22 protein-coding genes and 1 pseudogene are annotated in these 25,022 nt (G+C 67.1%); 14 read left to right on the top strand and 9 right to left on the bottom strand.

Features of this window, described 5'->3' with window-relative positions:
* Nucleotides 1-12: 12 nt before the first annotated feature.
* Nucleotides 13-2,931, bottom strand: coding sequence for an MMPL/RND family transporter (locus ABW16_RS14885; RefSeq protein WP_047319955.1), 2,919 nt, complete (start codon nucleotides 2,929-2,931; stop codon nucleotides 13-15).
* Nucleotides 2,928-3,371 carry an MmpS family transport accessory protein gene (locus ABW16_RS14890; RefSeq protein WP_047319956.1) on the bottom strand — a complete coding sequence of 148 codons (444 nt, stop codon included), beginning with the start codon at nucleotides 3,369-3,371 and terminating at the stop codon, nucleotides 2,928-2,930. The genes ABW16_RS14885 and ABW16_RS14890 overlap by 4 nt, the downstream gene beginning before the upstream one ends.
* A gap of 231 nt (nucleotides 3,372-3,602) precedes the next feature.
* On the opposite strand from ABW16_RS14890, the gene ABW16_RS14895 reads away from it, so the two are divergent.
* Nucleotides 3,603-4,190 (top strand): PepSY domain-containing protein, encoded by a 588-nt coding sequence (locus ABW16_RS14895; protein ID WP_131721507.1) that lies wholly within the window; start codon nucleotides 3,603-3,605, stop codon nucleotides 4,188-4,190.
* Between the two features lie 42 nt (nucleotides 4,191-4,232).
* Here ABW16_RS14895 and ABW16_RS14900 read toward each other — a convergent pair whose 3' ends face one another.
* Nucleotides 4,233-5,279: an NAD(P)H-dependent amine dehydrogenase family protein gene (locus tag ABW16_RS14900; RefSeq protein ID WP_047319957.1), complete on the bottom strand. Its 1,047-nt coding sequence runs from the start codon at nucleotides 5,277-5,279 to the stop codon at nucleotides 4,233-4,235.
* Between the two features lie 38 nt (nucleotides 5,280-5,317).
* Between ABW16_RS14900 and ABW16_RS14905 the strand changes: the two genes are divergently transcribed.
* On the top strand, nucleotides 5,318-6,529 hold the full coding sequence (locus ABW16_RS14905; RefSeq protein ID WP_109519617.1) for an enhanced intracellular survival protein Eis: 1,212 nt from the start codon (nucleotides 5,318-5,320) through the stop codon (nucleotides 6,527-6,529).
* A 90-nt stretch (nucleotides 6,530-6,619) separates the two neighbouring features.
* Here ABW16_RS14905 and ABW16_RS14910 read toward each other — a convergent pair whose 3' ends face one another.
* Nucleotides 6,620-7,729, bottom strand: coding sequence for an acyl-CoA dehydrogenase family protein (locus ABW16_RS14910; protein ID WP_047320018.1), 1,110 nt, complete (start codon nucleotides 7,727-7,729; stop codon nucleotides 6,620-6,622).
* 14 nt (nucleotides 7,730-7,743) lie between these two features.
* Nucleotides 7,744-8,904: an acyl-CoA dehydrogenase family protein gene (locus ABW16_RS14915; RefSeq protein WP_047319958.1), complete on the bottom strand. Its 1,161-nt coding sequence runs from the start codon at nucleotides 8,902-8,904 to the stop codon at nucleotides 7,744-7,746.
* Nucleotides 8,905-9,013: 109 nt separating this feature from the next.
* Between ABW16_RS14915 and ABW16_RS14920 the strand changes: the two genes are divergently transcribed.
* The 4 genes from ABW16_RS14920 (at nucleotide 9,014) to holA (ending at nucleotide 13,042) form a co-directional block, all read left to right on the top strand.
* Nucleotides 9,014-9,550 (top strand): DUF4352 domain-containing protein, encoded by a 537-nt coding sequence (locus tag ABW16_RS14920; RefSeq protein ID WP_047319959.1) that lies wholly within the window; start codon nucleotides 9,014-9,016, stop codon nucleotides 9,548-9,550.
* A 99-nt stretch (nucleotides 9,551-9,649) separates the two neighbouring features.
* A complete protein-coding gene (locus tag ABW16_RS14925) occupies nucleotides 9,650-10,501 on the top strand; it encodes a ComEA family DNA-binding protein (protein ID WP_047319960.1) in 852 nt (283 codons plus the stop codon).
* A 3-nt stretch (nucleotides 10,502-10,504) separates the two neighbouring features.
* Nucleotides 10,505-12,067 carry a ComEC/Rec2 family competence protein gene (locus ABW16_RS14930; protein WP_047319961.1) on the top strand — a complete coding sequence of 521 codons (1,563 nt, stop codon included), beginning with the start codon at nucleotides 10,505-10,507 and terminating at the stop codon, nucleotides 12,065-12,067.
* A gap of 12 nt (nucleotides 12,068-12,079) precedes the next feature.
* Complete coding sequence (holA, locus tag ABW16_RS14935; RefSeq protein WP_047319962.1) at nucleotides 12,080-13,042, top strand: DNA polymerase III subunit delta; 963 nt, start codon at nucleotides 12,080-12,082, stop codon at nucleotides 13,040-13,042.
* Nucleotides 13,043-13,111: 69 nt separating this feature from the next.
* On the opposite strand, the gene rpsT is transcribed toward holA, so the two are convergent.
* Both rpsT and ABW16_RS14945 read right to left on the bottom strand, forming a co-directional pair.
* Complete coding sequence (gene rpsT / locus ABW16_RS14940) at nucleotides 13,112-13,372, bottom strand: 30S ribosomal protein S20 (protein WP_047319963.1); 261 nt, start codon at nucleotides 13,370-13,372, stop codon at nucleotides 13,112-13,114.
* Between the two features lie 100 nt (nucleotides 13,373-13,472).
* Nucleotides 13,473-14,330 (bottom strand): ribonuclease Z, encoded by an 858-nt coding sequence (locus ABW16_RS14945; RefSeq protein ID WP_047319964.1) that lies wholly within the window; start codon nucleotides 14,328-14,330, stop codon nucleotides 13,473-13,475.
* Nucleotides 14,331-14,456: 126 nt separating this feature from the next.
* On the opposite strand from ABW16_RS14945, the gene ABW16_RS14950 reads away from it, so the two are divergent.
* The gene (locus ABW16_RS14950) at nucleotides 14,457-14,885 is read left to right on the top strand and encodes a CBS domain-containing protein (protein ID WP_047319965.1); all 429 of its coding nucleotides are present in this window, start codon (nucleotides 14,457-14,459) and stop codon (nucleotides 14,883-14,885) included.
* Between the two features lie 19 nt (nucleotides 14,886-14,904).
* Here ABW16_RS14950 and ABW16_RS14955 read toward each other — a convergent pair whose 3' ends face one another.
* Nucleotides 14,905-15,519 carry a type II toxin-antitoxin system PemK/MazF family toxin gene (locus ABW16_RS14955; RefSeq protein WP_047320019.1) on the bottom strand — a complete coding sequence of 205 codons (615 nt, stop codon included), beginning with the start codon at nucleotides 15,517-15,519 and terminating at the stop codon, nucleotides 14,905-14,907.
* A 588-nt stretch (nucleotides 15,520-16,107) separates the two neighbouring features.
* On the opposite strand from ABW16_RS14955, the gene ABW16_RS14960 reads away from it, so the two are divergent.
* The 4 genes from ABW16_RS14960 to ABW16_RS14975 all read left to right on the top strand — a co-directional run bounded on the left by ABW16_RS14960 (nucleotide 16,108) and on the right by ABW16_RS14975 (nucleotide 20,321).
* On the top strand, nucleotides 16,108-16,662 hold the full coding sequence (locus ABW16_RS14960) for a hypothetical protein (RefSeq protein ID WP_047319966.1): 555 nt from the start codon (nucleotides 16,108-16,110) through the stop codon (nucleotides 16,660-16,662).
* Nucleotides 16,663-17,016: 354 nt separating this feature from the next.
* Entirely contained in the window at nucleotides 17,017-17,550 is a 534-nt protein-coding gene (locus tag ABW16_RS14965) for a hypothetical protein (protein WP_233424780.1), read from the top strand.
* Between the two features lie 72 nt (nucleotides 17,551-17,622).
* Entirely contained in the window at nucleotides 17,623-19,557 is a 1,935-nt protein-coding gene (gene lepA, locus ABW16_RS14970) for a translation elongation factor 4 (protein ID WP_082134130.1), read from the top strand.
* Nucleotides 19,557-20,321: a sensor domain-containing protein gene (locus ABW16_RS14975; protein WP_052956928.1), complete on the top strand. Its 765-nt coding sequence runs from the start codon at nucleotides 19,557-19,559 to the stop codon at nucleotides 20,319-20,321. Before lepA ends, ABW16_RS14975 begins: the two co-directional genes overlap by 1 nt.
* Nucleotides 20,322-20,401: 80 nt before the next feature.
* Here the strand turns inward: ABW16_RS14975 and ABW16_RS14980 are convergent.
* Nucleotides 20,402-22,309: pseudogene (locus ABW16_RS14980) on the bottom strand (glycoside hydrolase family 15 protein); the annotation flags it as partial.
* A 274-nt stretch (nucleotides 22,310-22,583) separates the two neighbouring features.
* On the opposite strand from ABW16_RS14980, the gene ABW16_RS14985 reads away from it, so the two are divergent.
* The 3 genes from ABW16_RS14985 to cysT all read left to right on the top strand — a co-directional run bounded on the left by ABW16_RS14985 (nucleotide 22,584) and on the right by cysT (nucleotide 25,021).
* Complete coding sequence (locus ABW16_RS14985; RefSeq protein WP_047320021.1) at nucleotides 22,584-22,781, top strand: hypothetical protein; 198 nt, start codon at nucleotides 22,584-22,586, stop codon at nucleotides 22,779-22,781.
* 360 nt (nucleotides 22,782-23,141) lie between these two features.
* Nucleotides 23,142-24,173, top strand: coding sequence for an extracellular solute-binding protein (locus tag ABW16_RS14990; RefSeq protein WP_047319970.1), 1,032 nt, complete (start codon nucleotides 23,142-23,144; stop codon nucleotides 24,171-24,173).
* Nucleotides 24,170-25,021 (top strand): sulfate ABC transporter permease subunit CysT, encoded by an 852-nt coding sequence (cysT, locus tag ABW16_RS14995; RefSeq protein ID WP_082134131.1) that lies wholly within the window; start codon nucleotides 24,170-24,172, stop codon nucleotides 25,019-25,021. Before ABW16_RS14990 ends, cysT begins: the two co-directional genes overlap by 4 nt.
* Nucleotide 25,022: the final 1 nt, after the last annotated feature.

Consider the following 25,022-nt stretch of genomic DNA (forward strand, 5'->3'; position numbering starts at 1 on the left):
GTCAACGCCCGGTCACTGCGTGGGCGCTGGGAATCTGTCGGTGTCGGTGGACTCTTCGTGCGGGGTGTGCGCCGCGATCCCGCGAATGTTCTTGTTGGGGCCCCACGGCCGGACCACCTGCGGCCACCAGAACCACTTGCCCAGCAATGTCGCGATCGACGGCATGAAGAATGCCCGGACCACGAAGGTGTCCAGCAGCAACCCGATCGCCACGGTGGTGCCATACATGCCGATGGCCTTGAGATCACTGAAGAACATGATGCCCATGGTCGCGGCGAACACCATGCCCGCCGAGGTCACCACCCCGCCGCTGCCGGCCATCGCCCGGATATAGCCGGTCTTGAGCCCGGCGTGTATCTCCTCCTCGAAACGGGAGACCAGCAGCAGGTTGTAGTCCGAGCCGACCGCCAGCAACACGATGACCGCCAGCACCAGCGTCACCCAATAGATGTGCTGGCCGAATATGTGCTGCCAGATCAGCACCGAGATGCCGAACGACGCGGCGATCGAACTGGACGCGGTGCCGAGGATGACCGCTGCGGCCACCAGGCTTCGGGTGATCATCATCATGATCAAGAAGATCAGCGTCAGCGACGCCACGATCGCGATCATCAGGTCGTACTTGGCGCCGTTCTGCATGTCTTCGTAGAGCGCAGCCATGCCGCCGATGTAGACCTTGGCGTCCGACAACGACGACTGCTTCAGCGCCTCTTGGGCAGCGATCCGCTCCGGCTCAACGCGTTTGATGCCCTCCGCGGTCGCCGGATAGGTCTGGTGCGTGACGAAGAACCGCGCCGATTTGCCGTCCGGGGACATGAACAGTCGCAGGCCGGTTTGGAAGTCCTTGTTGTCGAACGCTTCTGCGGGCAGATAGAAGAAGTCGTCGTTCTTGGAGTCGTCGAAGCTCTGACCCATCATGATCTGGGTGTTGCTCAGATCCTCCATCTGGTTGATGAACGCCGAGAACGTCGAGTGCACGGTCAGAACCAGCCCGCGCATGATTCGCATGGTGTCGACCACGGCCGGCAGCAGCTCGACCGCCTGCGGCAACAGGTGCGCTGTCTTGGTGATGTCGTCGGACAGATAGCGCATCTGCTCGGCGAGTTGATCGATCCCGTCGGTGGCGTCGAAGGTGTTACGCAGCGCGTTGCACATCGGGATGTCGAAGCAGTGCGGCTCCCAGTAGAAGTAGCTGCGCAGCGGACGGAACTGGTCGTCGAACTCGGCGATGTGGTCGCGTATCCGGTCGGTGACGTCCACGGTGCGCCGGGTGACCTCGGCCGTGTCGTCGAACGTCCGGTCGACCTCCTGGAGATATCCGTACATCTGGATCAGCAACTCGATGTCCTTGTCCAGTTGCTGGGAGATGGTGTCGATGTCTTTGATCCGGTCCTTGAGCGTCTTCATGTTCTGGATCATCAGCTGGTTGGAGACGCTGAGTTGGAACGGTATCGAACTGTGCTGCAGCGGAATTCCCAACGGTCGAGTGATGTCCTGGATCATCCCGATCCCGACCACCCGCATGATGTTCTTGGCGACTCGGTCCAGCACCAGCATGTCAGCGGGATTGCGCATGTCGTGGTCGGAAGTCACCATGGTGATGTCCGGCGCCATCCGGGCCGCCGAGAAATGTTTCTCCGCGGCGGCGTAGGCCACATTGACCGGGGTGTCCTGCGGCAGGTACTTACGGTCGTCGTAACCCGGTTTGAATCCCGGTAGGGCCACCAGACCGATCATGATGACGGCCAGGCTGGCCACCGCGATGGGGCCTGGCCAGCGCACCACCGACACGCCGGCCTGGCGCCAGAACCCGCCCCGCTTGGCCTTTTTGGGGTCGAGGAGGCCGAAGCCGGTGACCACCACCAGCATGGCCGGTCCCAGAGTCAGCGCGGCGCCCACCACCACGAGCATGCCCACCGAGACCGGGATGCCCATGGTGTGGAAGTAGGGCAGCCGGGTGAAGTACAGCATCGCCGACGCCCCGGCGATGGTCAGGCCCGACCCCAGCACCACCGGGGTGACACTGCGCACGGTGGTGTAGTAGGCGTCGACCCGGTCCTCACCGGCCAGCCGGGCTTCCCGGTACCGGCCGATGAGAAAGATGCCGTAGTCGGTGCCGGCGGCGATCGCGAGCATCACCATGATGTTGACTGCGAACGTCGTCAGGCCCATCACGTCGTGATAGCCCAGGACGGCGACGACACCGCGGGCGCACATCAGCTCGAGCAGGGTCAGGAACAGCTGCGTCAACATCGCTGACACCGACCTGAAGACGATCAGCAGCATGATCGCGATCGCTGCGATGGTGAACAGCGTGATCTTGACCAGGCTGGCGTCGCCGATCGCCCGCAGGTCCGCGGTCAGCGCGGCCGGCCCGGCGACGTAGGCCTGCACCCCGGGCGGCGCGGGGGTGTCATCGATGGCCTGGCGAACCGCGACGACCGAGTCGTTGGCCTCGGTCATGCCCTGGTTGCCCACCAGGTTGAGCATGATGTAGGCGGCCTTGGCATCGGAGCTCTGAACGCCCGCGGCGGTCAGCCGGTCACTCCAGAAGTCCTGGGCGTGCTCGACATGGTTTTTGTCGGCGACCAGCTTCGCGACGATCTCGTCGTAGTAGTGATGGGCGGCTTCGCCGAGTTCTTCCTCGCCGACCACCACCATCATCACGGTGCTGTTGGACTTGTACTCCTGAAAGTTCTCGCCGACCAGCTTGCTGGCGATCATCGACGGCGCATCGACGGGCGCCAGCGGCGCGGAGTGCTCCTCGGAGATGACTTCCAGCTGAGGCACAAGGACATTCACCAGCACGGTGAGCACGATCCAGACGATGATGATCGGCACCGCGAAAATGCGCAGCATGTGCGCGAAGAACGGCCGCTTGACGTGCGGATCCTGGTGGCTGTCCAGCTGCTCTTTGATTCGTTTGATCATCCGGACTTCACCAGGCAGAAAGTCTGGGCGTTGAGGCCGGTGGCGCGGCGTTCGTCGAGCAGCCGGTCGTCGATCTTGATTCGGCAGCCGATCTCACCGGTGTTGCCCTGCACGATCATGTTGGCCATGACGGCGGGCAGCACCGTGACGACGGTGTAGGACCACGGCAGCGGCACGTTGTTCAGTTGATGGACGTTGGCCTCGGCGTCCCAGTAATTGATGTCGGCGGTGGTGCCGGGCGGTCCGAATGCCTCGTAGGCGACGTATTTCGGGTTGAACTGGACGATCTCGATGCCGGCACCCGCATGAGGGTTGAGGTCTTCGGAGGCGAACACCTTGTGCAGCCGGCTGACGACCACACTCGAGATCGCGATGACCACGATGAAGACCAGCGGAATCCAATGCCGTTTGAGTATGCCGGCGACCGAGATCTTCCTCATCTCACCGCCTTCCGCCTGCCGATACTGCGGTTGAACGTCGGCGCTGAACGGTCTGCTCCCCGGCCTCGCCGGAAGCATCGATGGTTCCGCGAATCGCGCCCTTCGGCAGCATAACCTTCGCTTAGCTAAGGACCGCAACCGGTGCTGCTCGGGCGCGGACTTGCGAACGGGCTGTGGCCGCGGCGCCTCGAGTTCAGCGCCAACGTCTCGACTTCAGTAGCATGGCCGCTGATGCACGCTCTGGGAAATGTCGTCCGATTCGGTGCAGTGGTCATCGTGGCAGCGCTGGCACTGGCCGGGTGCAGCGACAAAGGCGCGTCCGGCGCGTCGTCGCAGGAGTCCGTGGCCCCCGAGGCGTCGTGGACTCGACCCGACGCGCCGCCAGACCCGCGCACCCTGCTTCGCGCCGGTGACCTCGCCGTTTCGCAGGTACCGGACAGCGTGTTGATCTTCATCGAGAGTCAGACCAGCGACGCCGGTACCTGGAAGGCCAGGGTGGTCACGCCCGACGGCACCGAACATAAGGTCAAGGTCGCATCCGACGGGGTCAGCGTGCTGGTCGGCCCCACCGCGACCGAGGACAGCGACGCCGACAAGGCCAAGCGGCGCGCCAATGTGGACGGTACCCACTTGGATTACCGCAGTGCGGTGGATCGCGTACTGCGGGCAGTGCCCAACAGTTCGATCACCGAGCTGAGCCTGCTCGACATGAACGGCACCGTCGTCTGGGAAGCCGACGTGTGGGACGACCAACTGTCCGAACGCGACGTCACCGTCGACGCGGCGTCGGGGGCCGTCACCGTCAACCGGCAGGGTTGACCCGGTTCGAGCCTTGCGTAGCCGCCGGATCTGATTCGGCGGTCAGCGCACGCCGGCGCGGCCGGTGATCGGTGGCAGCTCGGCCAGCGTGACGATGCCCGGTTCGGCGGCGACCACCGACGGCACCGCGTTGGTCACCGGCATCGCCGTGTAGATCGAGCCCAAGCCGTTGAAGTTCGGCTCGTTCCAGTCCTTCGGCGGCAGGCAGTTGATGACGGTGCGCATATTGGGCAGTCCGAACACCTGGATGACGTGGCCGTGTGCCACCGGTTTGGGCGGGGTGACCTGGTTGCCCATGATCCAGTTGAAGCCAACGCTGACCACGTTGCGCTCACCCACCCAGCCGCGGTGATAGCCGAAGACGCTGCCCACGGTGCCGGCCGGGATCTTCATAAAGCCCAGGTCGCTGTCGCCGGTCGCGGCGGTGAACTGCACATCGAAGGTGATGCGGTCCAACTGCGCGCCGATCGCATCGGCCATCATCGCCGCGGACTCGGCAAAAACTTCGCTTTCGCGGCGAACGCTTTCGGCCAACCCGGGGGTGTCGGGGTCCTGCGCGAAGCCCATCGCCGCCATGGTGGCCGCCGACTCATACGTCGAGCAGTCCACCGACTCGGTGATCCGGATCTCGTCGACCCGCTCGCACGCCCCGGACAGCACCATGCCGACCATGTTGGTAAGACCCGGGTGCGCGCCGCTGCCGAACATGGTGGAGTTCCCGGCCCGGCAGGCGTCCTCGATGCGCTTGCGGTCTTGCGCGCTCTGCTTGCCACCGGTGATCCAGGCCGCGGTCGAGCACACATTCACTCCGGCCTCCAGCAGTGCGACCAACTCGTCGATGCTGGGCCACAGCGGGTTGTAACAGCAGGCGTCTGGCTTCAGCGCGATCAGGGCGTCGATGTCATCGGTGGCGGTGATCCCGGTCGGCTCCGGCCACCCGGCCAGCTCGGCGGCATCCACCCCGACCTTGTCCTTGCCGTGGGCGTAGACGCCGACGAGTTCCATGTCGGGGCGGGCGATGATGGCGTGCAGCGAGCGCTGTCCGATGTTTCCGGTGGTCCATTGGATGACGCGAAGCGGTGTGTTCATAGGTCACCACCATATTCAGGTGCGCAGTGACCGCCTTTGTGGCACCGTCGGACCACGTGACTGACCTGAGCGTGCGCACCGTGACCGCTGACGACTGGCCATCGATCATGCTGCTGGAGAACGCCGGGTTCGGCGTGGTCACGCATCCTGATGAGGTCGAGGCCATCCGAAGCTTGGTACCGGCCGACGGAGCGGTGGTGGCCTGCGACGGTGACTCGGTGGTCGGTGTCGCCTTCTACCTCGACCTGCGGATGACGGTCCCGGGCGAGACGATCCTGCCGGTCGCCGGAATCAGTGGCGTGGTGGTGGCGCCGACTCACCGCAGACGTGGTGTGCTCCGGTTGATGTACAACGAATTGCACCGGCGCATCGCTGATTCGGGCTATCCGATCGCGGCGTTGACCGCCAGTGAGGGCGGCATCTACGGGCGATTCGGTTACGGGCCGGCGACGATCGATCACGAGCTGACCATCGACCGGCGGTTCGCCCACTTGCACCCCGACGCGCCCGATCCGGGCGGGGTACGGCTGGTCAACGCGGCCCACAGCCGCGACGAGTTCGCAGCGGTCTACCAGCGGTGGCGCCAGCGCACCCCGGGTGGTTTGGAGCGCCCGCCGGCGCTCTGGGATGACCTGCTCGCCGACCGGGAGGACACCCGGGACGGCGGCACCGAGTGGTTCGGGCTGCTGCATCCCGACGGCTATGTGCTCTACCGGGTGCACGCCGGAGAGCCAAAGACGGTGCGGGTGGGGGAGTTCCGGGCGGTCACCCCGGGCGGCCACGCCGCGCTGTGGCGGGCGCTGCTCGGGCTGGACCTGATGGGAAAGATCGTCGTCGAAACCTACCCGGACGATCCGATGCCGTACCTACTGACCGACACCCGGGTGGCCACCACCACCGGACGGCAGGACGACCTGTGGCTGCGGATCATGAACATCCCAGCCGCGCTACAGGCACGCAGCTACGGCGCCGACGTGTCGGTCGTTCTGCAGGTGTGTGACGGGTTCCGTGGCGACGGGGGCAGATTCGCGCTCCAGGTCCGCGACGGCCGGGCCTGCTGCGCCCCGACCGACGCGGCGGCCGACGTCGAGCTGGACCTGGATGTACTGGGCAGCCTCTACTTGGGCGCGCACCGTGCCTCCGCGCTGGCCCGTGCCGGCCGGTTGCGATGCGGCGACGACGCCGTGGTGCGCCGATTGGACGCGGCGTTCCTCACCGACGTCCCGGCTCAGCTCGGGTTCTTCTTCTAGCTCGGGTTTCTTCTTAGCGCGAGCGTGCGTGTCCCCGGTCCGACACTCCGTGTCGAGACCGGGGACACGCACGCTCGGGGAAAGGTAGGGCTACAGCTTGGCCAGGTCGTAGCCACCCAGGTTGTCGATCAGCACGTGCAGCTGATCCTGCGACGAACCCAGGGTGTGCTCGATCGCGGTGAGCCGGGCCGCATAGTGGCCGACTGGGTACTCCCAGGTCACCCCGATCCCGCCGTGCAACTGGATGGACTCCTGAGCGATGTGCCGCCCGGACCGGCCGACCTGCAGCTTGGCGCGCGCCGCGATCACCGGGTCGTAGTTGTCATCGGCGAGTGACATCGCCGCGTACATGCTCATGCTGCGGGCCAGCTCCAGCGACACGTACATGTCGGCGGCGCGCTGGGTCAGGGTCTGGAAGGTGTTGAGCGTGACCCCGAACTGCTTGCGCGTCTTGAGGTAGTCGGTGGTCAGCCGCAAGGCCTCTTCCATCGCGCCGACCGCTTCGGCGCACAGTGCCGAGGAGATGCGGATGACCGCGCGCTCGATGGCGGCCGTGGCATCGGTCGCCTCGCCGAGCGCGGTGGCCGGTGTGTCGGCGAAGTCGACCTGGGCGCCACGCTGGCCGTCGAAAGTCCGATAGGACTGACGGGTCAGGCCGTCGGCGCTTCCGTCGACCAAAAACAGCCCGGTCCCGCCGGCCGGCAAAGCGGCGCTGACCACCAGTGTGTCGGCGCGATCCCCGGTCAGCACCGGGTTCTTGCGTCCGCTCAGCCGCCACGAATCACCCTGCTGCACAGCCGTGGTGGCCACCTTGCCTGCCGTGCCGCGCATGCCCGGCTCGGTGTGTGCGAACGCCAGGATCTGCTCGCCCCCGGCGACGGCGTCGAGCAACTCACGCTGCTGCGCATCGCCGCGCTCGGCGATCAGCGCTCCCGGCCCGAGCGCTCCGTGCACGACGGGCTCCGGCGCTACCCGCCGGCCGATCTCGGTGAGCACCACCATGATCTCCAGCGGACCGGATTCCTGCGGGTCGAAACCGAGACCGAGAATCCCGATGTCCGCCAGCTGTTTCCACACCTCGGGGTTGAATCCGGGGTCGGTCTCGATGACCTTGTTGCGGGTCTCGGTGTCGTAGCCCGACAACATCGAACGGGTGGTGTCGCGCAGCAGAACCTGCTCGTCGCTGAGTTGAAAGTCCATGGCCGTCATACCTCCTAAAGGCCGAGAATGGTCGACGCGATGATGGTGCGCTGTACCTCGTTGCTGCCGCCGTAGATCGACGTCTTGCGGTAGTTCAGGTACGTCGGTGCCGCGTCCTGCGCCCAGGTGGGCGTGGCGATGCCGTCGCCCGCCTCGAAGGGCAGGGCATCGGGACCGGCCAGCTCCACGAACAGCTCGGTGGCGGTCTGCTGCAGCTGGCTGCCGCGCAGCTTGAGCACCGACGACGCCGGGTTCGGCTTGCCGTCGGCGGAGTCGCTCGACACGCGCATCTGGGTGAGCTCCAATGCCAGCAGATCGTTTTCGAGTTCGGCGACCCGTGCGGCGAACAATGGATCGTCGAGGGCCCCCAGCGCCTTGGCGCGCTGCTTGAGTTCGGCGACGCGCACCTTGGTGCGGGTCACCCCGGCGATGCCGGTCCGCTCATTGCCCAGCAGGAACTTCGCGTAGGTCCAGCCGTGGTTTTCCTCGCCGACCAGTTGATCAGCGGGCACCCGCACATCGGAGAAGAACACCTCGTTGACCTCATAGCCGCCGTCGATCAGCTTGATCGGCCGCATGGTCACCCCGGGAGTCGACACCTCGAACAGCAGGAAGGAGATCCCGGCCTGCTTCTTGGGGGCCTGCGGGTCGGTGCGCACCAGGCAGAAGATCCAGTCCGCGTACTGGCCGAGTGTGGTCCAGGTCTTCTGCCCGTTGACGATGTAGCTGTCGCCGTCGCGCACCGCGGTGGTGCGCAGGCTGGCCAGGTCGGAGCCGGCCTCCGGCTCGGAAAAGCCTTGGCACCACCAGATATCCAGGTTGGCGGTGGCGGGCAGGAAGCGCTCCTTGATCGCCTGGGAGCCGAATTCCGCGATCACCGGACCGACCATCTTGGCGTTGAAGGTCAGCGGTTCGGGTACCGAGGCCAGCTGCATCTCGTCGTGCCAGATCTGGTGCTGGGTCGCCGTCCAGTCCTTGCCGCCCCACTCGACCGGCCAGTTGGGAACCGCGAGGCCGTTGGCGTTGAGGATCCGCTGGGTGGTGACGATGTCGTCAGGGAAGATCGAATGGCCCAACCGGCTGCGTTCGCGAATGTCAGCGGGGATCTCGGTGGTGAAGAAGGTGCGCATTTCGTCGCGGAATGCTGCCTCCTCCGTGGTCAGTGCCAGTCTCACGTCGACCTCCCGGTTGGTTGGGTGAACTCACGGTTGGTATGCACCCTAATCGGCGGACCCGCGGTACTGCGGGGGAGGGCTTACCGTGCGCTTTTGTAGGCTGGACCTCATGAGACGGTGGGTCGTCGCGCTCTGTGTCCTGGTCTTGTCTCTCGTGTCGTGCTCGGGGGAGCCGGCGCAGAAGGCCACCACGGACTCGTCGCCGGGGGCTACGCAGAGTGCGGCCCCGAGGCCGCCCGCGCACATCGGCCAGACGCTGGACCTGATGCGGATCGGCGGGCAGAAGATCGCTGTGACGTTGACGGAGGTCATCGCGCCGGCGACCGTCCCGAACGGCTGGGGCGCGGCCGGCAAGACCTACCTCGCCACCAAGCTGCGGATCGAGAACGCCGGAACCACGACCATCGTCGGCAACAGCAACAGTGATGTCACCGTGGTGGGTTCCGACGAGCAGAACTACCAGGCCGACTTCGCCACCGTGACCGAGTGCAAGGACTTCGCCTACGGCTGGTTCCTGATCCCCGCCGGCGCATCGAACACCGGTTGCGTGGTCTTCGCGCTGCCCACCGGGGTCACTGCGGCGAAGGTGCGGTACACGCCGTCGTCGGGCATCTCGCACGACGTCGGGGAGTGGCTGAACCCCTAGCGAGAAGGGTTGTGCACAGCCCGGGATCGATCCACAGATCCGGCCCGAACCGTGCGGTGAGCGAGCCGGGTCGACGGTGCCGGCACCTACCGTCGGCGCATGGCATCAGAACTACCCGGCGAGCGGCTGCAGCGTCGACTCGGCCTGCTGCCGGAATCCGAGAGTGGCGACCACACCTCCGAAGCCGGCGACGAGGCTGACCCGAATTCGTTGCTGCCGCGGTGGCTGCCCGACGCCGCAGCAGAAACGGGCTGGCTTGCCCGAGTGCGGGCCGACCCGGGCCGAGCCGGTGCGATCGCCCTCGCGGTGATCGCCGCAGTCGCCGTGCTCATCACGGTGTTCACCGTGCTGCGGGACCAGCCCGCGCCGGTGATCAGCGCCAAACTGCCACCGGTGGAGATGGTTTCGACCGCCAGCCCGCGCACCGAGGATCTGGCCGCCAGCTCCGCGGCGCCGCCCGTTGAGCAGGTGGTGGTCAGCGTGGTCGGGCTGGTGCACAAGCCGGGTCTGACGACATTGGCGCCCGGCTCCCGGATCGCCGACGCGTTGACCGCGGCCGGCGGCGCCCTCGACGGCGCGGATACGGTGGGGCTGAACCTGGCCCGGCCCCTGGTCGACGGCGAACAGATCGTGGTCGGTCTGGCACCGCCGCCCGGCCTGCCGGTACTGGGCAGTTCGGTCGGCGCGGTCACGCCGGCCGCGGATGCGCCACGTACCAGCACCGCACCGACACCTGCCGGGCCCGGCCCCAAACCGGGCGAGCCGGTCAACCTCAACACCGCGACGGTCGAGCAGCTCGACGCCCTGCCCGGGGTGGGTCCGGTGACCGCGGCCGCCATCGTGGCCTGGCGCGACACGCACGGGAAGTTCACCCGCGTCGATCAGCTCGGCGACGTCGACGGAATCGGCCCGGCGCGCCTGGACAAGCTGCGTGCCCTGGTTCGTGTCTGACCCGTGACGCCGCCGGCGGCCGCACCGGCGCCGGCGGCCCGGCTCGACGTTCGGCTGGTGCCGGCGGCGGTGGTCGGCTGGCTGGTCACGGCGGCCGGCATCCAGTGGCAGATCGGCGGCGTCCTAGCCGCGCTGTGTGCTCTGCTGGGTGTGACAGCCGGCGTGCTGTACTGCTACGCCGGACGGCTCCGGCGCCCCGGTTGGCGGCTGGTGAGTGCGGCGGTTGCCGCGGCGTCGATGACGGGGGTGGGCTTCGGGTGGGCGGTTGCGTTGCGTACCGCCGCCGTCGAGCACCATCCGATCAGCGCGGTGGTCGGCACGACGGCGGCGGTGACGGTCACCCCGAGTGAGAGCCCGCTGCCGGCCGGCGCGCGCCGGGTGATGTTTCGGGCCACCTTGCAGCGCCTCGATGACGCGGTCGCGTCGGGCCGGGTGGTGGTATTCGCCTCCGGCGTCGAATTCGGCGAGGTGATGGTCGGCCAGTCGATGGCGTTTCGCGCCAAGGTCGCCCGCCCGGACCGGCGGGATCTGTCGGTGGCGGTGCTCACGGCCACCGGCACTCCGGTGCGCGGCCGGCCGGGACCGGTCGCGCGGGCAGCACATCGGGTTCGGGCCCGGTTCGCGATCGTCGCCGCGCGGGCGCTGCCCGACGAGCAGGCCCGGATGCTGCCCGCGTTGGTGCTCGGCGACACCTCGGCGATCACCGCCGCCACCGGGCGAGACTTTCGGGCCGCGGGGCTGACCCACCTGATGGCGGTCTCCGGCGCCAACGTGACGATCATCTGCGGTGCGGTGCTGTTCTCGGCGCGACTGGTCGGGCCGCGCGCCGCCGCGGTACTGGCCGGGATTGCACTGGTCGCATTCGTGATCGTCGTGCAGCCCGCGGCCAGTGTGTTGCGGGCGGCGGTGATGGGAGCTATCGCGCTGTTGGGCGTGCTCTCAGCGCGCAGCCGCCAGGCGGTGCCGAGCCTGGCCGCCAGTGTGCTGGTGCTGCTGGCGTTGGCCCCGCACCTGGCGGTCGACGTCGGGTTCGCGCTGTCGGTGGTGGCCACCGCGGCGTTGGTGCTCATCGCACCGGTCTGGACGTCCCGGCTGGTGGCCCATGGGTGGCCTCGGCCGCTGGCCGCCGCGGTCTGTGTGGCGTGGGCCGCCAACCTGGTCACCGCGCCGTTGATCGCAGGCATCTCTGGGCGGCTCAGCCTGGTCAGCACTGTGGCCAACCTGGCGGTGGCGGCGCTGGTCGCGCCGATCACCGTGCTGGGCAGCGCGGCGGCGGTCTTGTGCGGGTGGTGGCCGGCGGGCGCCTCGCTGTTGATCCGTTTCACCGGACCGGAGTTGTGGTGGGTCTGCCGCGTCGCGCGCTGGTCCGGCGGGGTTCCCGCCGCCACCGTGCCGGTGCCGCAGGGCGTGGTGGGGGTCGTCGGGGTCGGTGCCGCCGCCGTCCTGGTGGTGGTGTGTTGGCGATGGCGGTGGTGCCGGCGGGTGCTGGCCGCGTTGGCACTGTGCCTGCTGGCGTGGTCGGCCACGCAGGTGTTGACCGCCTGGGCGGGTGTCGGCACAGCGTGACACGATTGGCGGGTGAGCCAATCGGTTTCGCCGCTGCATCTGATCCTCGGGGATGAGGAACTGCTGGTCGAACGGGCCGTTGGCCAGGTACTGGCCGCAGTTCGGAAGCAGGCCGGCAGCACCGACATACCGGTGGACCGGTTGCGGGCCGGTGAGGTCGAGGCGGGCGAGCTCGCCGAGCTGCTGAGCCCGTCGCTGTTCGCCGACGAACGGGTGGTGGTGCTCGAGGCCGCCGCCGAAGCCGGGAAGGAGGCCGTAGCGCTGATCGCCGCCACGGCCGAGGACGTCCCGCTGGGCACCGTGCTGGTGGTGGTGCATTCGGGTGCGGGGCGGGCCAAGGCACTGGCCGGGCAGTTGCGGGAACTCGGTGCCGAGGTGCACACCTGTGCCCGTATCACCAAGGCCTCCGAACGTGCCGACTTCGTCCGGGCCGAGTTCCGCGGGCTCAAGGTTCGAGTCGATGACGCCTGCGTGACGGCGCTGCTCGATGCGGTGGGCTCTGACATTCGCGAACTGGCCTCGGCCTGCTCGCAGCTGGTCGCCGATACCGGTGGGCACGTCGACGCCATCGCGGTGCGGCGCTATCACAGCGGCAAAGCCGAGGTGAAGGGGTTCGACGTCGCCGATCGGGCGGTCGTCGGCGACGTCGCCGGTGCCACCGAGGCACTGCGCTGGGCGATGATTCGCGGCGAACCGCACGTGGTGCTGGCCGACGCCTTGGCCGAGGCGGTTCACACCATCGCCCGGGTGAGGTCCAAGTCGGGTGATCCGTACCGGCTGGCCGGTGAATTGGGCATGCCGCCCTGGCGGGTGCAGAAGGCGCAGAAGCAGTCGCGGTTTTGGTCGCCGGGGACCATGGCGGCCGCGGTGCGGCTGGTGGCCGCCCTCAACGCTGACGTCAAAGGCGCCGCCGCCGACGCCGACTACGCACTGGAGGCCGCGGTCCGCGGGGTCGCCGAGTTGGCCGACCGCTGATCCGGGCAACACGAAGGCCCCTGTTCGCCAGTGGAATCAGGGGCCTGCGGTTGCGGGCAATCCGCTAGGTCAGAGCTGGTTGAGCGCCTTCGCCAGCGCCGACTTCTTGTTGGCGGCCTGGTTCTTGTGGATGACGCCCTTGCTGGCGGCCTGGTCCAGCTTGCGGCTGGTCGAAGCCAGCAGCACGCCGGCCTTGTCCTTGTCGCCGGCTGCGGCGGCCTCACGGAAGGCACGGATCGCGGTGCGCACCGCCGACTTCACCGACTGGTTGCGCAGCCGGGCCTGCTCGTTGGTCCGGTTGCGCTTCACCTGCGACTTGATGTTGGCCACGGAGTAATTCCTTCGCAAAAACTTGAGTTGGGTTCGCCTCCCGACACGGGAGCAACAGCTGTTCAGGGTACCAGCTGGCCCGGCAACTCCCCAACTCGACTCAGCTGCGGGCGGTCACCTCGACTCGGTGCAGGTCGTCGCCGAGTTCGATCGGACCGTCGAACTCCGCGGCCGCCAGCGCCCGCCACTGCTCCTCCTGCCCGGGTGCGATGGCAGGTACATAGTGCGTCAGCACCAGAATGCCCACCCCGGCCCGTTGGGCGGTCGCGGCCGCCTGGGCCACCGAAGAGTGATAGTCGCAGATATCGCGGATCCGCTGCTGGGGCAGCAACTCGATGAGGTCGCTGCGGATGACGGTGTGCACCAGCGCACCGGCCCCGCTCGCCAGCTCGTCGAGGCTCTCGCAGGGCACGGTGTCGCCGGCCGCCACCACCGAGGCGGTCCCGTTTTCGTCGGAGTGCTCGATCCGGAAGCCGATCGTCGGCGTCACCGGCCGGTGGTCGGTGGGCGCAACGGTGATCCGCACGCCGTCGCGATCCCAGACCTGGCCCGCGGTGTGTTCCTGCACGTCCACCGGGGGCGGGGCGGTCAGATCGTCGTGATGGGCGATGCGGTAGCCGATGTCGTGGCCGAACGCTCGCAAGGTCGCCTCCACCACCTCCGCGGTGCCCGGCGGCCCGATGATCGGCAGCGGCGGGGCATCCGGGGTGAAGGTGGTAACCCACCGGGTGATCAGCAGATCGCCCAGGTCGGCGATGTGGTCGCTGTGCAGGTGGGTGAGCAGCAGCGCCGACAGGGTGCTGGCCGAGCTGCCCGCCGCTGCCAAACGCTGCAGCACCCCTCGTCCGCAGTCGACCAGCAGTTGCTGGCCGCCGGCCCGGATCAGCGTCGACGGGCCGGCGCGGTTCGGGTCGGGGATCGGGCTTCCGGTGCCCAGCAGCGTGATCTCGATCGTCATGACGTCACATATGCCACAGATGGCGCTCGTGCGCTACGCGATCGGCTCAGTTTCGTTATCGCCACCCCCGGCCGGGCCAAATGGCCTAGCCTGGTGTGAAGCAGATCACTGCGGCGGGAGGCGTCAATGCGGATCGCGGATGTATTGCGGAACAAGGGTGCGGCGGTGGTGACCATCCATCCGGATGCCACCGTCATGGAGTTGCTAGCGGGCCTGGCTGAGCACAACATCGGCGCCATGGTCGTGATCGGGCGCGATGGCCTGGAGGGGGTGGCCTCCGAGCGCGACGTGGTACGCCAGTTACACGTCCACGGCGCCAGCCTGCTGGTCCGGCCGGTATCGGCCATCATGACCCGCGTGGTGGCGACCTGCACCAAGAGCGACTCCGCCGACGACGTCAGCATGTTGATGACCGAGCACCGCGCACGTCACATCCCGGTACTCGAAAACGGCCGATTGGCCGGGATCGTCAGCATCGGCGACGTCGTCAAGTCCCGCATGGAGGAGCTGCAGGCCGAACACGAGCAGTTGCGTGACTACATCGCCCAGGGCTAGCTAGATCGGAGGGGCTGCGTCAGCTCCACGAGTAGTCGCTGCGCAGTCGGGCGGCCACCACCTCGAACACCGAGCGCTCCAGAATGGCGCCTTCGCGCCGGATCGATTCCTCGGGCACGTCGAGCACCCGGTCGAGCCGCACCCAGCTGATCCGGCGGGCATCGTCCCAGTTGCCCGCACCGATACCGACCCAGTTCCTGTCGTCGGCGTGCCGTTGCCGGCTGGACAGCATCAGGCCCAGCAGTGTGTTGCGGTCGCGGCCGACGACCAGCACCGGTCGGTCCTTGCCCTGGTCCGGTTCGTCCTCATAGGCCACCCACGTCCAGACGATCTCGCCCGGGTCGGCGCGGCCGTTGAGGTCGGGGGAGTAGACGAGCCGGCGTGCGCGGTGTGCGGTGGGCACACTGCTGTCGGTTACCGGGCGCCCGGCGGGGATCTCCGTCGGCGGCTCTGATGTCGCGCCGGTGAGCATTTCCAGGCCGATCTTGATGCCCTGCTCGATACCGCGTTGGATGCGCTGCTGGACCTGCGGTGCCTGTTCGAGTTGGCGGATGAACCGGGGAGCCTCGTTGAACACCAGGTGCTCGGCGAATCGCTGCACCGTCTCCCATGGAGTCTTCCGCGGGGAAGCCATGTTCGCAGCATAGGCGAAACGCGCTTCGGGCATCGGTGTCTGGGCCTCGCCAGAGCTGTGCCGGCGATCATCCCTCCTTGACGCGAACGTAAACGAAAAGCACAGGAATCTGTACGAAAACTGATGTCCCACTTGTGTTGTCCGCAGAGAGGCATCGGCGTACGGTACGGGAATATTGATTCACAGGGGGCTTCTTCTCAACGGGCCGGCGCAGGTATAACCCGTCGTCAGCCGGACGGAAGATTTCAATCGGTGGGTGGAAGTCGCCGAAAACCGCAGTCTGGGGAGGTTCTTGGCTTTTCCTCCGGGGGTGCTTGAAATGGGGCAAGTCACCGCCCGGAACGACATGTATGACATGGCGTTCGCCGGCAACTGATGCCTTGGCTGAGTCCGGTGGGTGATCGCCCGGGTCCTTCTGCGCGCCGAGGGGCTATCAGGAGGTATATGGATTTGCGCAGCTATCACGCAGGGTTTCAATCGTAACAGGATTAGTGAAACTGACAGAGCCCCTGCGGCTTTCAGTGGTTGTGCTGGGGGGCTCCTGGGGCGGACCACCGCCAAAGAGAGACATCGCGAAAGGCATCGAACATGAGCATGCGCAAATCTGTCGTCGTTGGTGGCTTCGCCGCCGGCGCGGCGTTCGTATTGGCGCCGTTGGCATCTGCCGACACCGACCCCTTGACGTCCGTGGTGGACAGCGAGATCGCGTCGATGAACTTCCTCTTCGGGACCGACACCTTCTTGGCGGGCGTCCCCTCCACGGACGTCACCATGGGCCCGCAGGGTTTCGACATCATCAACCCCGCGGACGTGTCTACGGTTCAGGACAGTGGCACGACCGCTTTCGATTACCTGGTCTACGGCTTCAATCCGGAGGAGGCCGGACTGGCCTCCGATCCGGGTGCCTACAACGTCTACAACGGCGCGATGGTCCCGTTCGACGACGGCATCAACTCGCTGTTGTACGCGATGATGAACAACGGCGCTGTGCTCGATTGGGACGGCGGCACCGGCGACCTGCTTGGCGGGAACAGCATGGAGGACATCGCCAATAGCGCCGCCAGTGGCTGGGCAGAAGCCGCCAGCTACTTCCAGTTCGCCTGGGGCGACTTGATGGGCTTCTTCGGCATCTTCGACTCGTAGCCGCAGGCCGAACCGAAACCCCCGGAGGATCGTCTCCGGGGGTTTCGTCTTGCCGTGGGTACCGCCGGTCCCGATGTTCACTTGGGGGTATTCGGGACATCGGACGCGGTGCGCGGGCGGCCCGGATCGTGATCCTGAACACAGGTCGACGTGCACAAATACTGCTCGCCCTGGGGCGAACATGGGGAAGAACCCGAAGAAACCAAAATACGAGTGAACATTCACTTGTATTGATCACAGGTCTTTGTTAGATTTTATCCGGCTCACAGCAACGGTGCTGGGGGGAGCTTCCGGCGGGGGTGGGGAAACCGGCCGCCGGGCAGTGAGGATGAAGGGCATTTTGGGGGAATGGACATGCGGAAAATCGGTGTGCTCGGCAGCTTTGCCGCTGGTACGGCACTCGCGTTGGCGCCGTTGGCGGCTGCCGACGACTCGACCGGCTTCGACTTCAGCTCGGTGCTGGCGAGTGAGATCCAGTCGATGAACTTCCTCTTCGAGTCGCAGGCCACCCTGGCCGGCGTGGGCGACAAGGTCATCGACGCCTCCGAGGCCAACCCGTTCCTCACCATCAACCAAGACGACGTGAACGCCGCCTTCGGCATGATGCTCTACGGCGTCAACTGGGAAGACGAGATTTCCAGCGACCCGGGCTCTTACAGCCTGCTCAACGGTGCGTTGACGCAGTTCATCGACGGCAACAACGTGCTGCTGTTCGCGATCCTCAACGGCGGCGACCAGATCGAGTTCGAGAACGCCGCCGACTACCTGTTCGGATCCGACGCCGCGATCGCCGCCAGCCTGGCCGGCGACAGTGCTTGGGAAGATGCCGCCAACTTCTTCCAGGCGGGCATTGCCGACCTCGGCGGTTACTTCGCGATCGACCTGTAATCGTCGTTCGGAAACGCAAACCCCCGGAGCTGGTCTCCGGGGGTTTCGTCTTGACGCCACCGCCTCGCTACCCTGACTAGGCAGGTAGGCACCACCGCCCCCGTTCACCAGGAGATTCCCATCAGCAGTTTCGCCGACCAGACCTTCACCGCGCCGGCGCAGATACGGAACTTCTGCATCATCGCCCACATCGACCACGGCAAATCCACCTTGGCCGACCGGATGCTGCAGCTCACCGGCGTTGTCGACGACCGATCGATGCGGGCCCAGTACCTGGACCGGATGGACATCGAGCGGGAACGCGGCATCACCATCAAGGCGCAGAACGTCCGGCTGCCCTGGACGGTCAAGGACCACCCGGAGCAGGGCGCAGGCCAACGCGCGGCATCCGGCGACTACGTGCTGCATCTGATCGACACACCCGGTCACGTCGACTTCACCTACGAGGTATCCCGCGCGCTGGAGGCCTGCGAGGGCGCAGTCCTGCTGGTCGACGCCGCCCAGGGCATCGAGGCCCAGACCCTGGCCAACCTGTACCTGGCGCTGGATCGTGACCTGACCATCATCCCGGTGCTCAACAAGATCGACCTGCCCGCGGCCGACCCGGAGCGTTACGCCGCCGAACTGGCCCACATCATCGGGTGCGAGCCCGAAGACGTGTTGAAGGTCTCCGGCAAGACCGGCGAAGGCGTGGCGGAACTGCTCGACGAGGTGGTCAGGCAGGTGCCTCCGCCCACCGGCGACGCCGACGCGCCCACCCGGGCGATGATCTTCGACTCCGTCTACGACATCTACCGCGGTGTGGTCACCTACGTGCGTGTCGTCGACGGCAAGGTCACCCCTCGCGAGAAGATCGCCATGATGTCCACCGGTGCCACCCACGAGCTGCTTGAAGTCGGCATCGTCTCCCCGGAACCCAAGCCCGCCAAGGGGCTTGGTGTCGGCGAGGTGGGTTATTTGATCACCGGCGTGAAGGACGTGCGCCAGTCGAAGGTCGGCGACACCGTCACCACCGCCCGGGGCGGGGCCACCGAGGCGCTCACCGGCTACCGCGAACCCAAACCGATGGTCTACTCCGGGTTGTACCCGGTGGACGGGTCGGACTACCCGAATCTGCGTGACGCCCTGGACAAGTTGCAACTCAACGACGCCGCCCTGACCTATGAGCCGGAAACCTCGGTGGCGCTGGGCTTCGGGTTCCGCTGCGGCTTCCTGGGCCTGCTGCACATGGAGATCACCCGGGAACGCCTCGAGCGCGAATTCGACCTGGACCTGATCTCCACCTCGCCCAACGTCGTCTACCGGGTGATCGCCGAAGACAACACCGAGATCATCGTCACCAACCCGTCGGACTGGCCGGAAGGCAAGATCCGCACTGTCTACGAGCCCGTCGTCAAGACCACCGTGATCGCCCCGAGCGAGTTCGTCGGCACCATCATGGAACTGTGCCAGTCCCGTCGTGGGGAACTCGGCGGGATGGACTACCTCTCACCGGAACGCGTCGAGCTGCGCTACACGATGCCGTTGGGCGAGATCATCTTTGACTTTTTCGACTCGCTGAAGTCGCGCACTCGCGGCTACGCCAGCCTGGACTACGAGGAGGCCGGCGAGCAGGAGGCCGACTTGGTCAAGGTCGACATCCTGCTGCAGGGCGAGCCGGTGGACGCGTTCAGTGCGATCGTCCACAAAGACTCGGCCTCGGCCTACGGCAACAAGATGACCACCAAGCTCAAGGAGCTGATCCCGCGCCAGCAGTTCGAAGTGCCGGTGCAGGCCGCGATCGGCTCGAGAATCATTGCCCGCGAGAACATCCGGGCCATCCGCAAGGACGTGTTGTCCAAGTGCTACGGCGGTGACATCACCCGTAAGCGCAAGCTGCTGGAGAAGCAGAAAGAGGGCAAGAAGCGGATGAAGACCATCGGGCGGGTCGATGTGCCGCAGGAGGCGTTCGTCGCGGCGCTGTCCACCGACAGCGGGGGCTCTGCCGGAGATAAGGCCAAGAAGTAGTGGCCTCCCGGGCAGGCACAATCGCGGCGGGCGCGGTGGCGGTCGTGCTGCTGGCCAGCGGGTGCACCACGGTGGTCTCCGGAACCGTCCGGCCCGCACCGGGATTGGCGCCAACCTCGGTGACCGGGATGGCGGTCCGGCAGGTGTTGCTCGACGACTCCGAGCTGTCGAAACTGACCGGCCAGCCTTTCCGCAGCGACCCCTCCCTGCCGCCGCGGTTCGGCGGCCTCGACGACCTGCCCGACGCCTGGGAGTCGGCGGAGCCGCAAGACTGCGTCGGCGCGGCGGTGGGCGGCCAGCGCAGTGTGTACAGCTCCGCCGGGGTACGGGACGTCGCCCATGAGTTCTGGGACAGCACCGGCGCCGGGGACTCGCCGTTGACCGGGGTGGGCGAAGCGGTGGTCGCACTGGACAGTGCCGCCGACGCCGACGCGCTCTTCGAGAAGTTCGCCGAGCAGTGGGGCAGCTGCGACGGGGTGGTCGTGACGCGCGACAGCGGGGAGGACAGCGAGGCCAGTGGCGAGGTCACCGACGTCTCCGACCAGGACGCGGTGCTGGTGGCCACGGTGCGTACAAGTGTGGACGGCGAAGCGGGACTGCGGGTCTCGCGGGCGCTCGCGGCGCGGGTGAACTGCGTCGTCGACGTTGATGTGTTCTGGTTCGTCGACGAGGACGACCACTCCGGCGCCCCGCCCGCCGGGGACACCACCGCCGCCGACCTGGCCCGGGCGATGCTGGACAAGATCCGCAACCTCAGCGGCTGACCCGCGCCGAACAGACACAAAATCACTGAAAAGGCCCGAATTTTGGGTGATTTTGCGTCTGCTCGCGCAACAGGACCGAGCTACATCGGTGCGTTCGCGGGCTGGAAACCTCCGGTGGAGTCGGCCTCCTCCTCGGCGCGGATCACGTGCACGACGGCGTTGATCAGCGCCAGGTGCGTGAAGGCCTGCGGGAAGTTGCCCAAATGCCGGCCGGTGCGGGGCTCGATCTCCTCGGCGTAGAGGTGCAACGGGCTGGCGAACGACAACAGCCGCTCACACAGATGCTTGGCCCGGCTGACTTCGCCGATCTCCACCAACGCCGAGACCAGCCAGAACGAGCAGATGGTGAAGGTGCCCTCGGCGCCGGACAGCCCGTCGTCGGTCTCCTCGGTCCGGTACCGCAGCACCAGGCCGTCCTCGGTGAGCTCTTCGGCGATCGCCATGACGGTGGCGCGCACCCGCGGGTCATCGGCCGGCAGAAACCGGGTGAGCACCACCAGCAGCAGTGAAGCGTCCAGCGCCGTGCTGCCGTACGTCTGGGTCAGCACGCCGCGGGAATCCACTCCGTTGGCCAACACGTCGGCCTTGATCTCCTCGGCGATCGCCCGCCACTGCTTGGCGTAGGAGACCGCGCCCTGCAGCTCGGCCAGCTTCGACCCGCGGTCCAGCGCCACCCAGCACATCACCTTCGAGGAGGTGAAGTGCTGCGGTTCGCCGCGCACCTCCCAGATGCCCCGGTCGGGTTCGCGCCAGTGCTTGATCGCCTCTTCCACCTGGCGCTTCAGCACCGGCCACAGGGTTTCCGGGATCTGCTCGCGGGACTTGGCGTGCAGGTAGACAGAGTCGAGCATGGTGCCCCAGATGTCGTGCTGCTGCTGGTTGTAGGCGCCATTGCCGATCCGTACCGGACGGGCGTTGTCGTAGCCGGACAGGTGGTCCAGCTCCTGTTCCACCAGCTCATGCTCCCCGCCGACGCCGTACATCACCTGCAGCGGGTGTTGCTGTCCGTTGTTGACGCCGGACACGTCGGCGATGAACGAGAAGAAGTCATCGGCCTCGCGGTCCAGTCCCAGCGTGTACAGGCCCCACAGGGTGAACGCCGAGTCGCGTACCCAGCTGTAGCGGTAGTCCCAATTCCGTTCGCCCTGAGGCGTTTCCGGCAGCGACGTGGTGGGCGCGGCCAACAGGGCTCCGGTCGGCGAATAGGTCAGGCCCTTCAGCGTCAGCGCGCTGCGCTGCAGATAGGAGCGCCACGGATGATCGGGGAAGTTCCCGATGTTGATCCACTGTCGCCAGCATTCGGTGGTGTTCCACATTTTGTCGGCGGCTTCGGCATAGCTTTGCGGCGCAGGATGTTTCGACCAGCTCAAGGCCACGAAGACGTCGTCGCCCTCGGTCAGCCGGGTACGGGCCCGGGCCTCGCGGCCCTCCAGTCCCAACCGCAGGTTCGTCGTCAATCGCAGGGTCGGGTGGGCGTCCGGATTCTGCCGGGCCCGCGCGATCGCCTCGCCGTAGGCGTTGGCCGAGTACTCCCAGGTGGCGCTGGTGCGGTGATAGTCGAATGCGGGCTCGCAGCTCATGGTCAACTCGACGGTGCCGCTGACGCAACGCACCGTGCGCAGCAGGATGTGCTCGGCGTCCCAGTCGGTGGGGGTGCGCCGGTGGGTCTGCGACCGTGCGTCGATGTCGTGCCATTTACCCATCACCAGCGCGTCACGCACGATCAGCCAGCCGGTATGGGTCTGCCAGGTGGTCTCCATGATGGGGCTGCCGGGCAGGTAGCGCCGCGCCGCGGGCACCGACACCCCGTACGGCCCGAGCCGAAAGTGCCCCGCGCTGCGGTCCAGCAGGGCGCCGAAAACGCTGGGGGAGTCCGGGCGCGGCAGGCACATCCACTCCACCGAGCCCGCCGCCGAGATCAGGCAGGTGTTCTCGCAGTCCGACAGAAAGGCGTAGTCGGCGATCGGTGGAAACGGGTTGCGGACCTGACTCGGTGACGCCGCATACGGCACCGGAGCGGTCGCCGACAGGGGTGGTGGTGACGGAGCCGCGGCGCCGGTGCCTGCGGCGGGCGTGGTGATTTCCGGCGCGGTCTTGGCGGGTGCATCGCCCGGCGGGGTGTGCAGGTCCATTCCGTCATCATCTCTGGCGGGTCTGCCGCGCGTCTACCCGGATCGGCCGATCCAGGCTTGGGCTGCCGGCCCGCTTCGCCTGGCTTCGCCCGGCTTCGCCGCGCTTGCGGTCGCCGCTAAAGTGGGCTGGGTGGTGGGCTTCCTGAGCTGGTGGGACGGTGTTGAGTTGTGGTTGTCCGGCCTCGGCTTTGTGGTGCAGACCGCGGTGGTGATGCCGGTGGTGTTGTTGCTGGCCTACGGCCTGGCCTCGGTGCTGGACGCGGCCCTGGGGGAGGGAATCCGGGTGCAGGAGCGTGTCCGGCACGGTCGTGACGGCGGGGCCCGCTGATGCCGCGTTCGCAGGTCACGTTGGTGCTGATCGGCCTGATTGTGTTGGTGATCGTCAGCTGGTTGCTGACCCGCTAGACCCGCCGAACCGGGCCGGGCGCTGCCCGCACAGGGCTCTGTTATGCTTCCCCGCATGTTCGCAGCGACCGGTGACCGGCAGCGCCAGATTGTGGCGTTCCCGAAGCTCGCCGTGATCACTTCCGCTGTGGCCGACCTGCACTGTTGTCGCTGATACCGCACCCGTCGGCGTACCGGTGTCGTCTTTGTTGACGCACGTTCTGTAGAAATCGAACGCCTTTCGCGATCCGACGGACAAGCATTCTTGCCGACGTCTATACGGATTCGCCCGGAAAGGTCATCAATGCCCAATACTCTCGCGCGCAGCATCGCGCTGGCACTGGCCGCCGCCATGGCAGTCACCACGCTCGCCGGATGCGGCGGCGGACCCAGCGATGTCGTCGGAGGCGGTGAGCGCTCCGAGGCGCACACCACCCTGACGCTGGTGGCCTACGCGGTTCCCGAGCCCGGCTGGAGCAAGGTGATCCCGGCCTTCTACAACACCGAGGACGGCGCCGACGTCCAGGTCGTCACCTCCTATGGCGCATCGGGCGATCAGTCCCGCGGCGTCGCCAGCGGCAAACCCGCCGACATCGTGAACTTCTCCGTGGAACCCGACGTCACCCGACTGGTGAAGGCCGGCAAGGTCGCCGAGGACTGGAACGCCGACGTCACCAAGGGAATCCCGTTCGGTTCGGTGGTGACCTTGGTGGTCCGGCAGGGCAATCCCAAGCACATCAACGGCTGGGACGACCTGTTGCGGCCCGGGGTCGAGGTGATCAGCCCCAGCCCGCTGAGCTCTGGATCGGCCAAATGGAACCTGCTGGCCCCGTACGCCGTCAAGAGCGAGGGCGGCAAGAACCCGCAGGCAGGCCTGGACTTCATCGAGCAGCTGGTCAGTGACCACTTCAAGCTGCGCCCGGGCTCGGGTCGCGAGGCCACCGATGTGTTCCTGCAGGGCAGCGGCGACGTGCTGATCAGCTACGAGAACGAGGCGATCGCGGTCGAGCGCAAGGGCAAGCCGGTGGAGCACGTCAACCCGTCGCAGACCTTCAAGATCGAAAACCCGTTGGCCGTGGTGACCTCCAGTCGGCACCTTGACACCGTCACCGCGTTCAAGAATTTCCAGTACACGACGGCGGCGCAACGGCTGTGGGCCGAAGCCGGCTTCCGTCCGGTCGACCCGAGCATCGCCGACGAATTCCGCCACACGTTCCCGGACCCCGACAAGCTGTGGACGATCGCCGACCTCGGCGGGTGGGACGTGGTCGACAACGCCCTCTTCGACAAGTCGAGCGGCGCGATCACCAAGATCTACACCCGGGTCACCGGATGAGCGCGACGGTGGTCACCGAGGTGACTCGGCCCGGCGAGGGCGGCGAGCACTCAGGGTTTCGACGGGAAGGGGTGTCGCTGCGCGTCGGTGCTGCCACGGTGTGGCTGTCGCTGATCGTGTTGGCGCCGCTGGCCGCGATCGCCTGGCAGGCCGGCGGCGGTGGGTGGCGTGCGTTCCAGCTGGCGGTCACCTCGCACGCCGCCGTGCAGTCGTTTCGGGTGACGCTGACGATCGCGGCCGGGGTCACCGTGCTCAACCTGCTGTTCGGCCTGTTGATCGCGTGGGTGCTGGTGCGCGACGACTTCTTCGGCAAGCGCTTCATCGACGTGATCATCGACCTGCCGTTCGCGCTGCCCACCATCGTCGCGAGCCTGGTGATGCTGGCGCTCTACGGCCCGGCCAGCCCCGTGCACGTGCACCTGCAGCACACCGCCTGGGGCGTCGGCCTGGCGCTGGCGTTCGTCACGCTGCCGTTCGTGGTGCGGTCGGTGCAACCGGTGCTGCTGGAGATCGATCGGGAGGTCGAGGAAGCCGCCGCGTCGCTGGGCGCCTCCGGGCTGACCATCTTCCGGGCCGTGGTGCTGCCGGCCCTGACACCGTCGCTGCTGACGGGAGCGGGGCTGGCGTTCTCCCGGGCGATCGGCGAGTTCGGTTCGGTGGTGTTGATCGGTGGCGCGGTGCCCGGCAAGACCGAGGTGTCCTCGCAGTGGATCCGGACGTTGATCGAGAACGACGACCGCACCGGTGCGGCGGCGATCTCGCTGGTACTGCTCGGGATTTCGTTCCTGGTGCTGCTCGCCCTGCGGGTGCTGGGGTCGCGAGTGAGCAAGCGGCAGGAGAGGTCCTGAT

The sequence above is a fragment of the Mycolicibacter heraklionensis genome, assembly GCF_001021505.1.
GTDB lineage: Bacteria > Actinomycetota > Actinomycetes > Mycobacteriales > Mycobacteriaceae > Mycobacterium > Mycobacterium heraklionense.

Bases quoted from the DNA above. Each gene is read 5' to 3' on its own strand.
- ABW16_RS14955 (WP_047320019.1), bottom strand. From the start codon at position 15,519: ATGGCTTCCCCGCGGAAGACTCCATGGGAGACGGTGCAGCGATTCGCC.
- ABW16_RS14960 (WP_047319966.1), top strand. From the start codon at position 16,108: ATGAGCATGCGCAAATCTGTCGTCGTTGGTGGCTTCGCCGCCGGCGCG.
- ABW16_RS14895 (WP_131721507.1), top strand. From the start codon at position 3,603: ATGCACGCTCTGGGAAATGTCGTCCGATTCGGTGCAGTGGTCATCGTG.
- cysT (WP_082134131.1), top strand. From the start codon at position 24,170: ATGAGCGCGACGGTGGTCACCGAGGTGACTCGGCCCGGCGAGGGCGGC.
- ABW16_RS14925 (WP_047319960.1), top strand. From the start codon at position 9,650: ATGGCATCAGAACTACCCGGCGAGCGGCTGCAGCGTCGACTCGGCCTG.
- ABW16_RS14950 (WP_047319965.1), top strand. From the start codon at position 14,457: ATGCGGATCGCGGATGTATTGCGGAACAAGGGTGCGGCGGTGGTGACC.
- ABW16_RS14990 (WP_047319970.1), top strand. From the start codon at position 23,142: ATGCCCAATACTCTCGCGCGCAGCATCGCGCTGGCACTGGCCGCCGCC.
- ABW16_RS14900 (WP_047319957.1), bottom strand. From the start codon at position 5,279: ATGAACACACCGCTTCGCGTCATCCAATGGACCACCGGAAACATCGGA.
- ABW16_RS14910 (WP_047320018.1), bottom strand. From the start codon at position 7,729: ATGGACTTTCAACTCAGCGACGAGCAGGTTCTGCTGCGCGACACCACC.
- ABW16_RS14965 (WP_233424780.1), top strand. From the start codon at position 17,017: ATGCGGAAAATCGGTGTGCTCGGCAGCTTTGCCGCTGGTACGGCACTC.
- ABW16_RS14890 (WP_047319956.1), bottom strand. From the start codon at position 3,371: ATGAGGAAGATCTCGGTCGCCGGCATACTCAAACGGCATTGGATTCCG.
- ABW16_RS14920 (WP_047319959.1), top strand. From the start codon at position 9,014: ATGAGACGGTGGGTCGTCGCGCTCTGTGTCCTGGTCTTGTCTCTCGTG.
- ABW16_RS14885 (WP_047319955.1), bottom strand. From the start codon at position 2,931: ATGATCAAACGAATCAAAGAGCAGCTGGACAGCCACCAGGATCCGCAC.
- ABW16_RS14945 (WP_047319964.1), bottom strand. From the start codon at position 14,330: ATGACGATCGAGATCACGCTGCTGGGCACCGGAAGCCCGATCCCCGAC.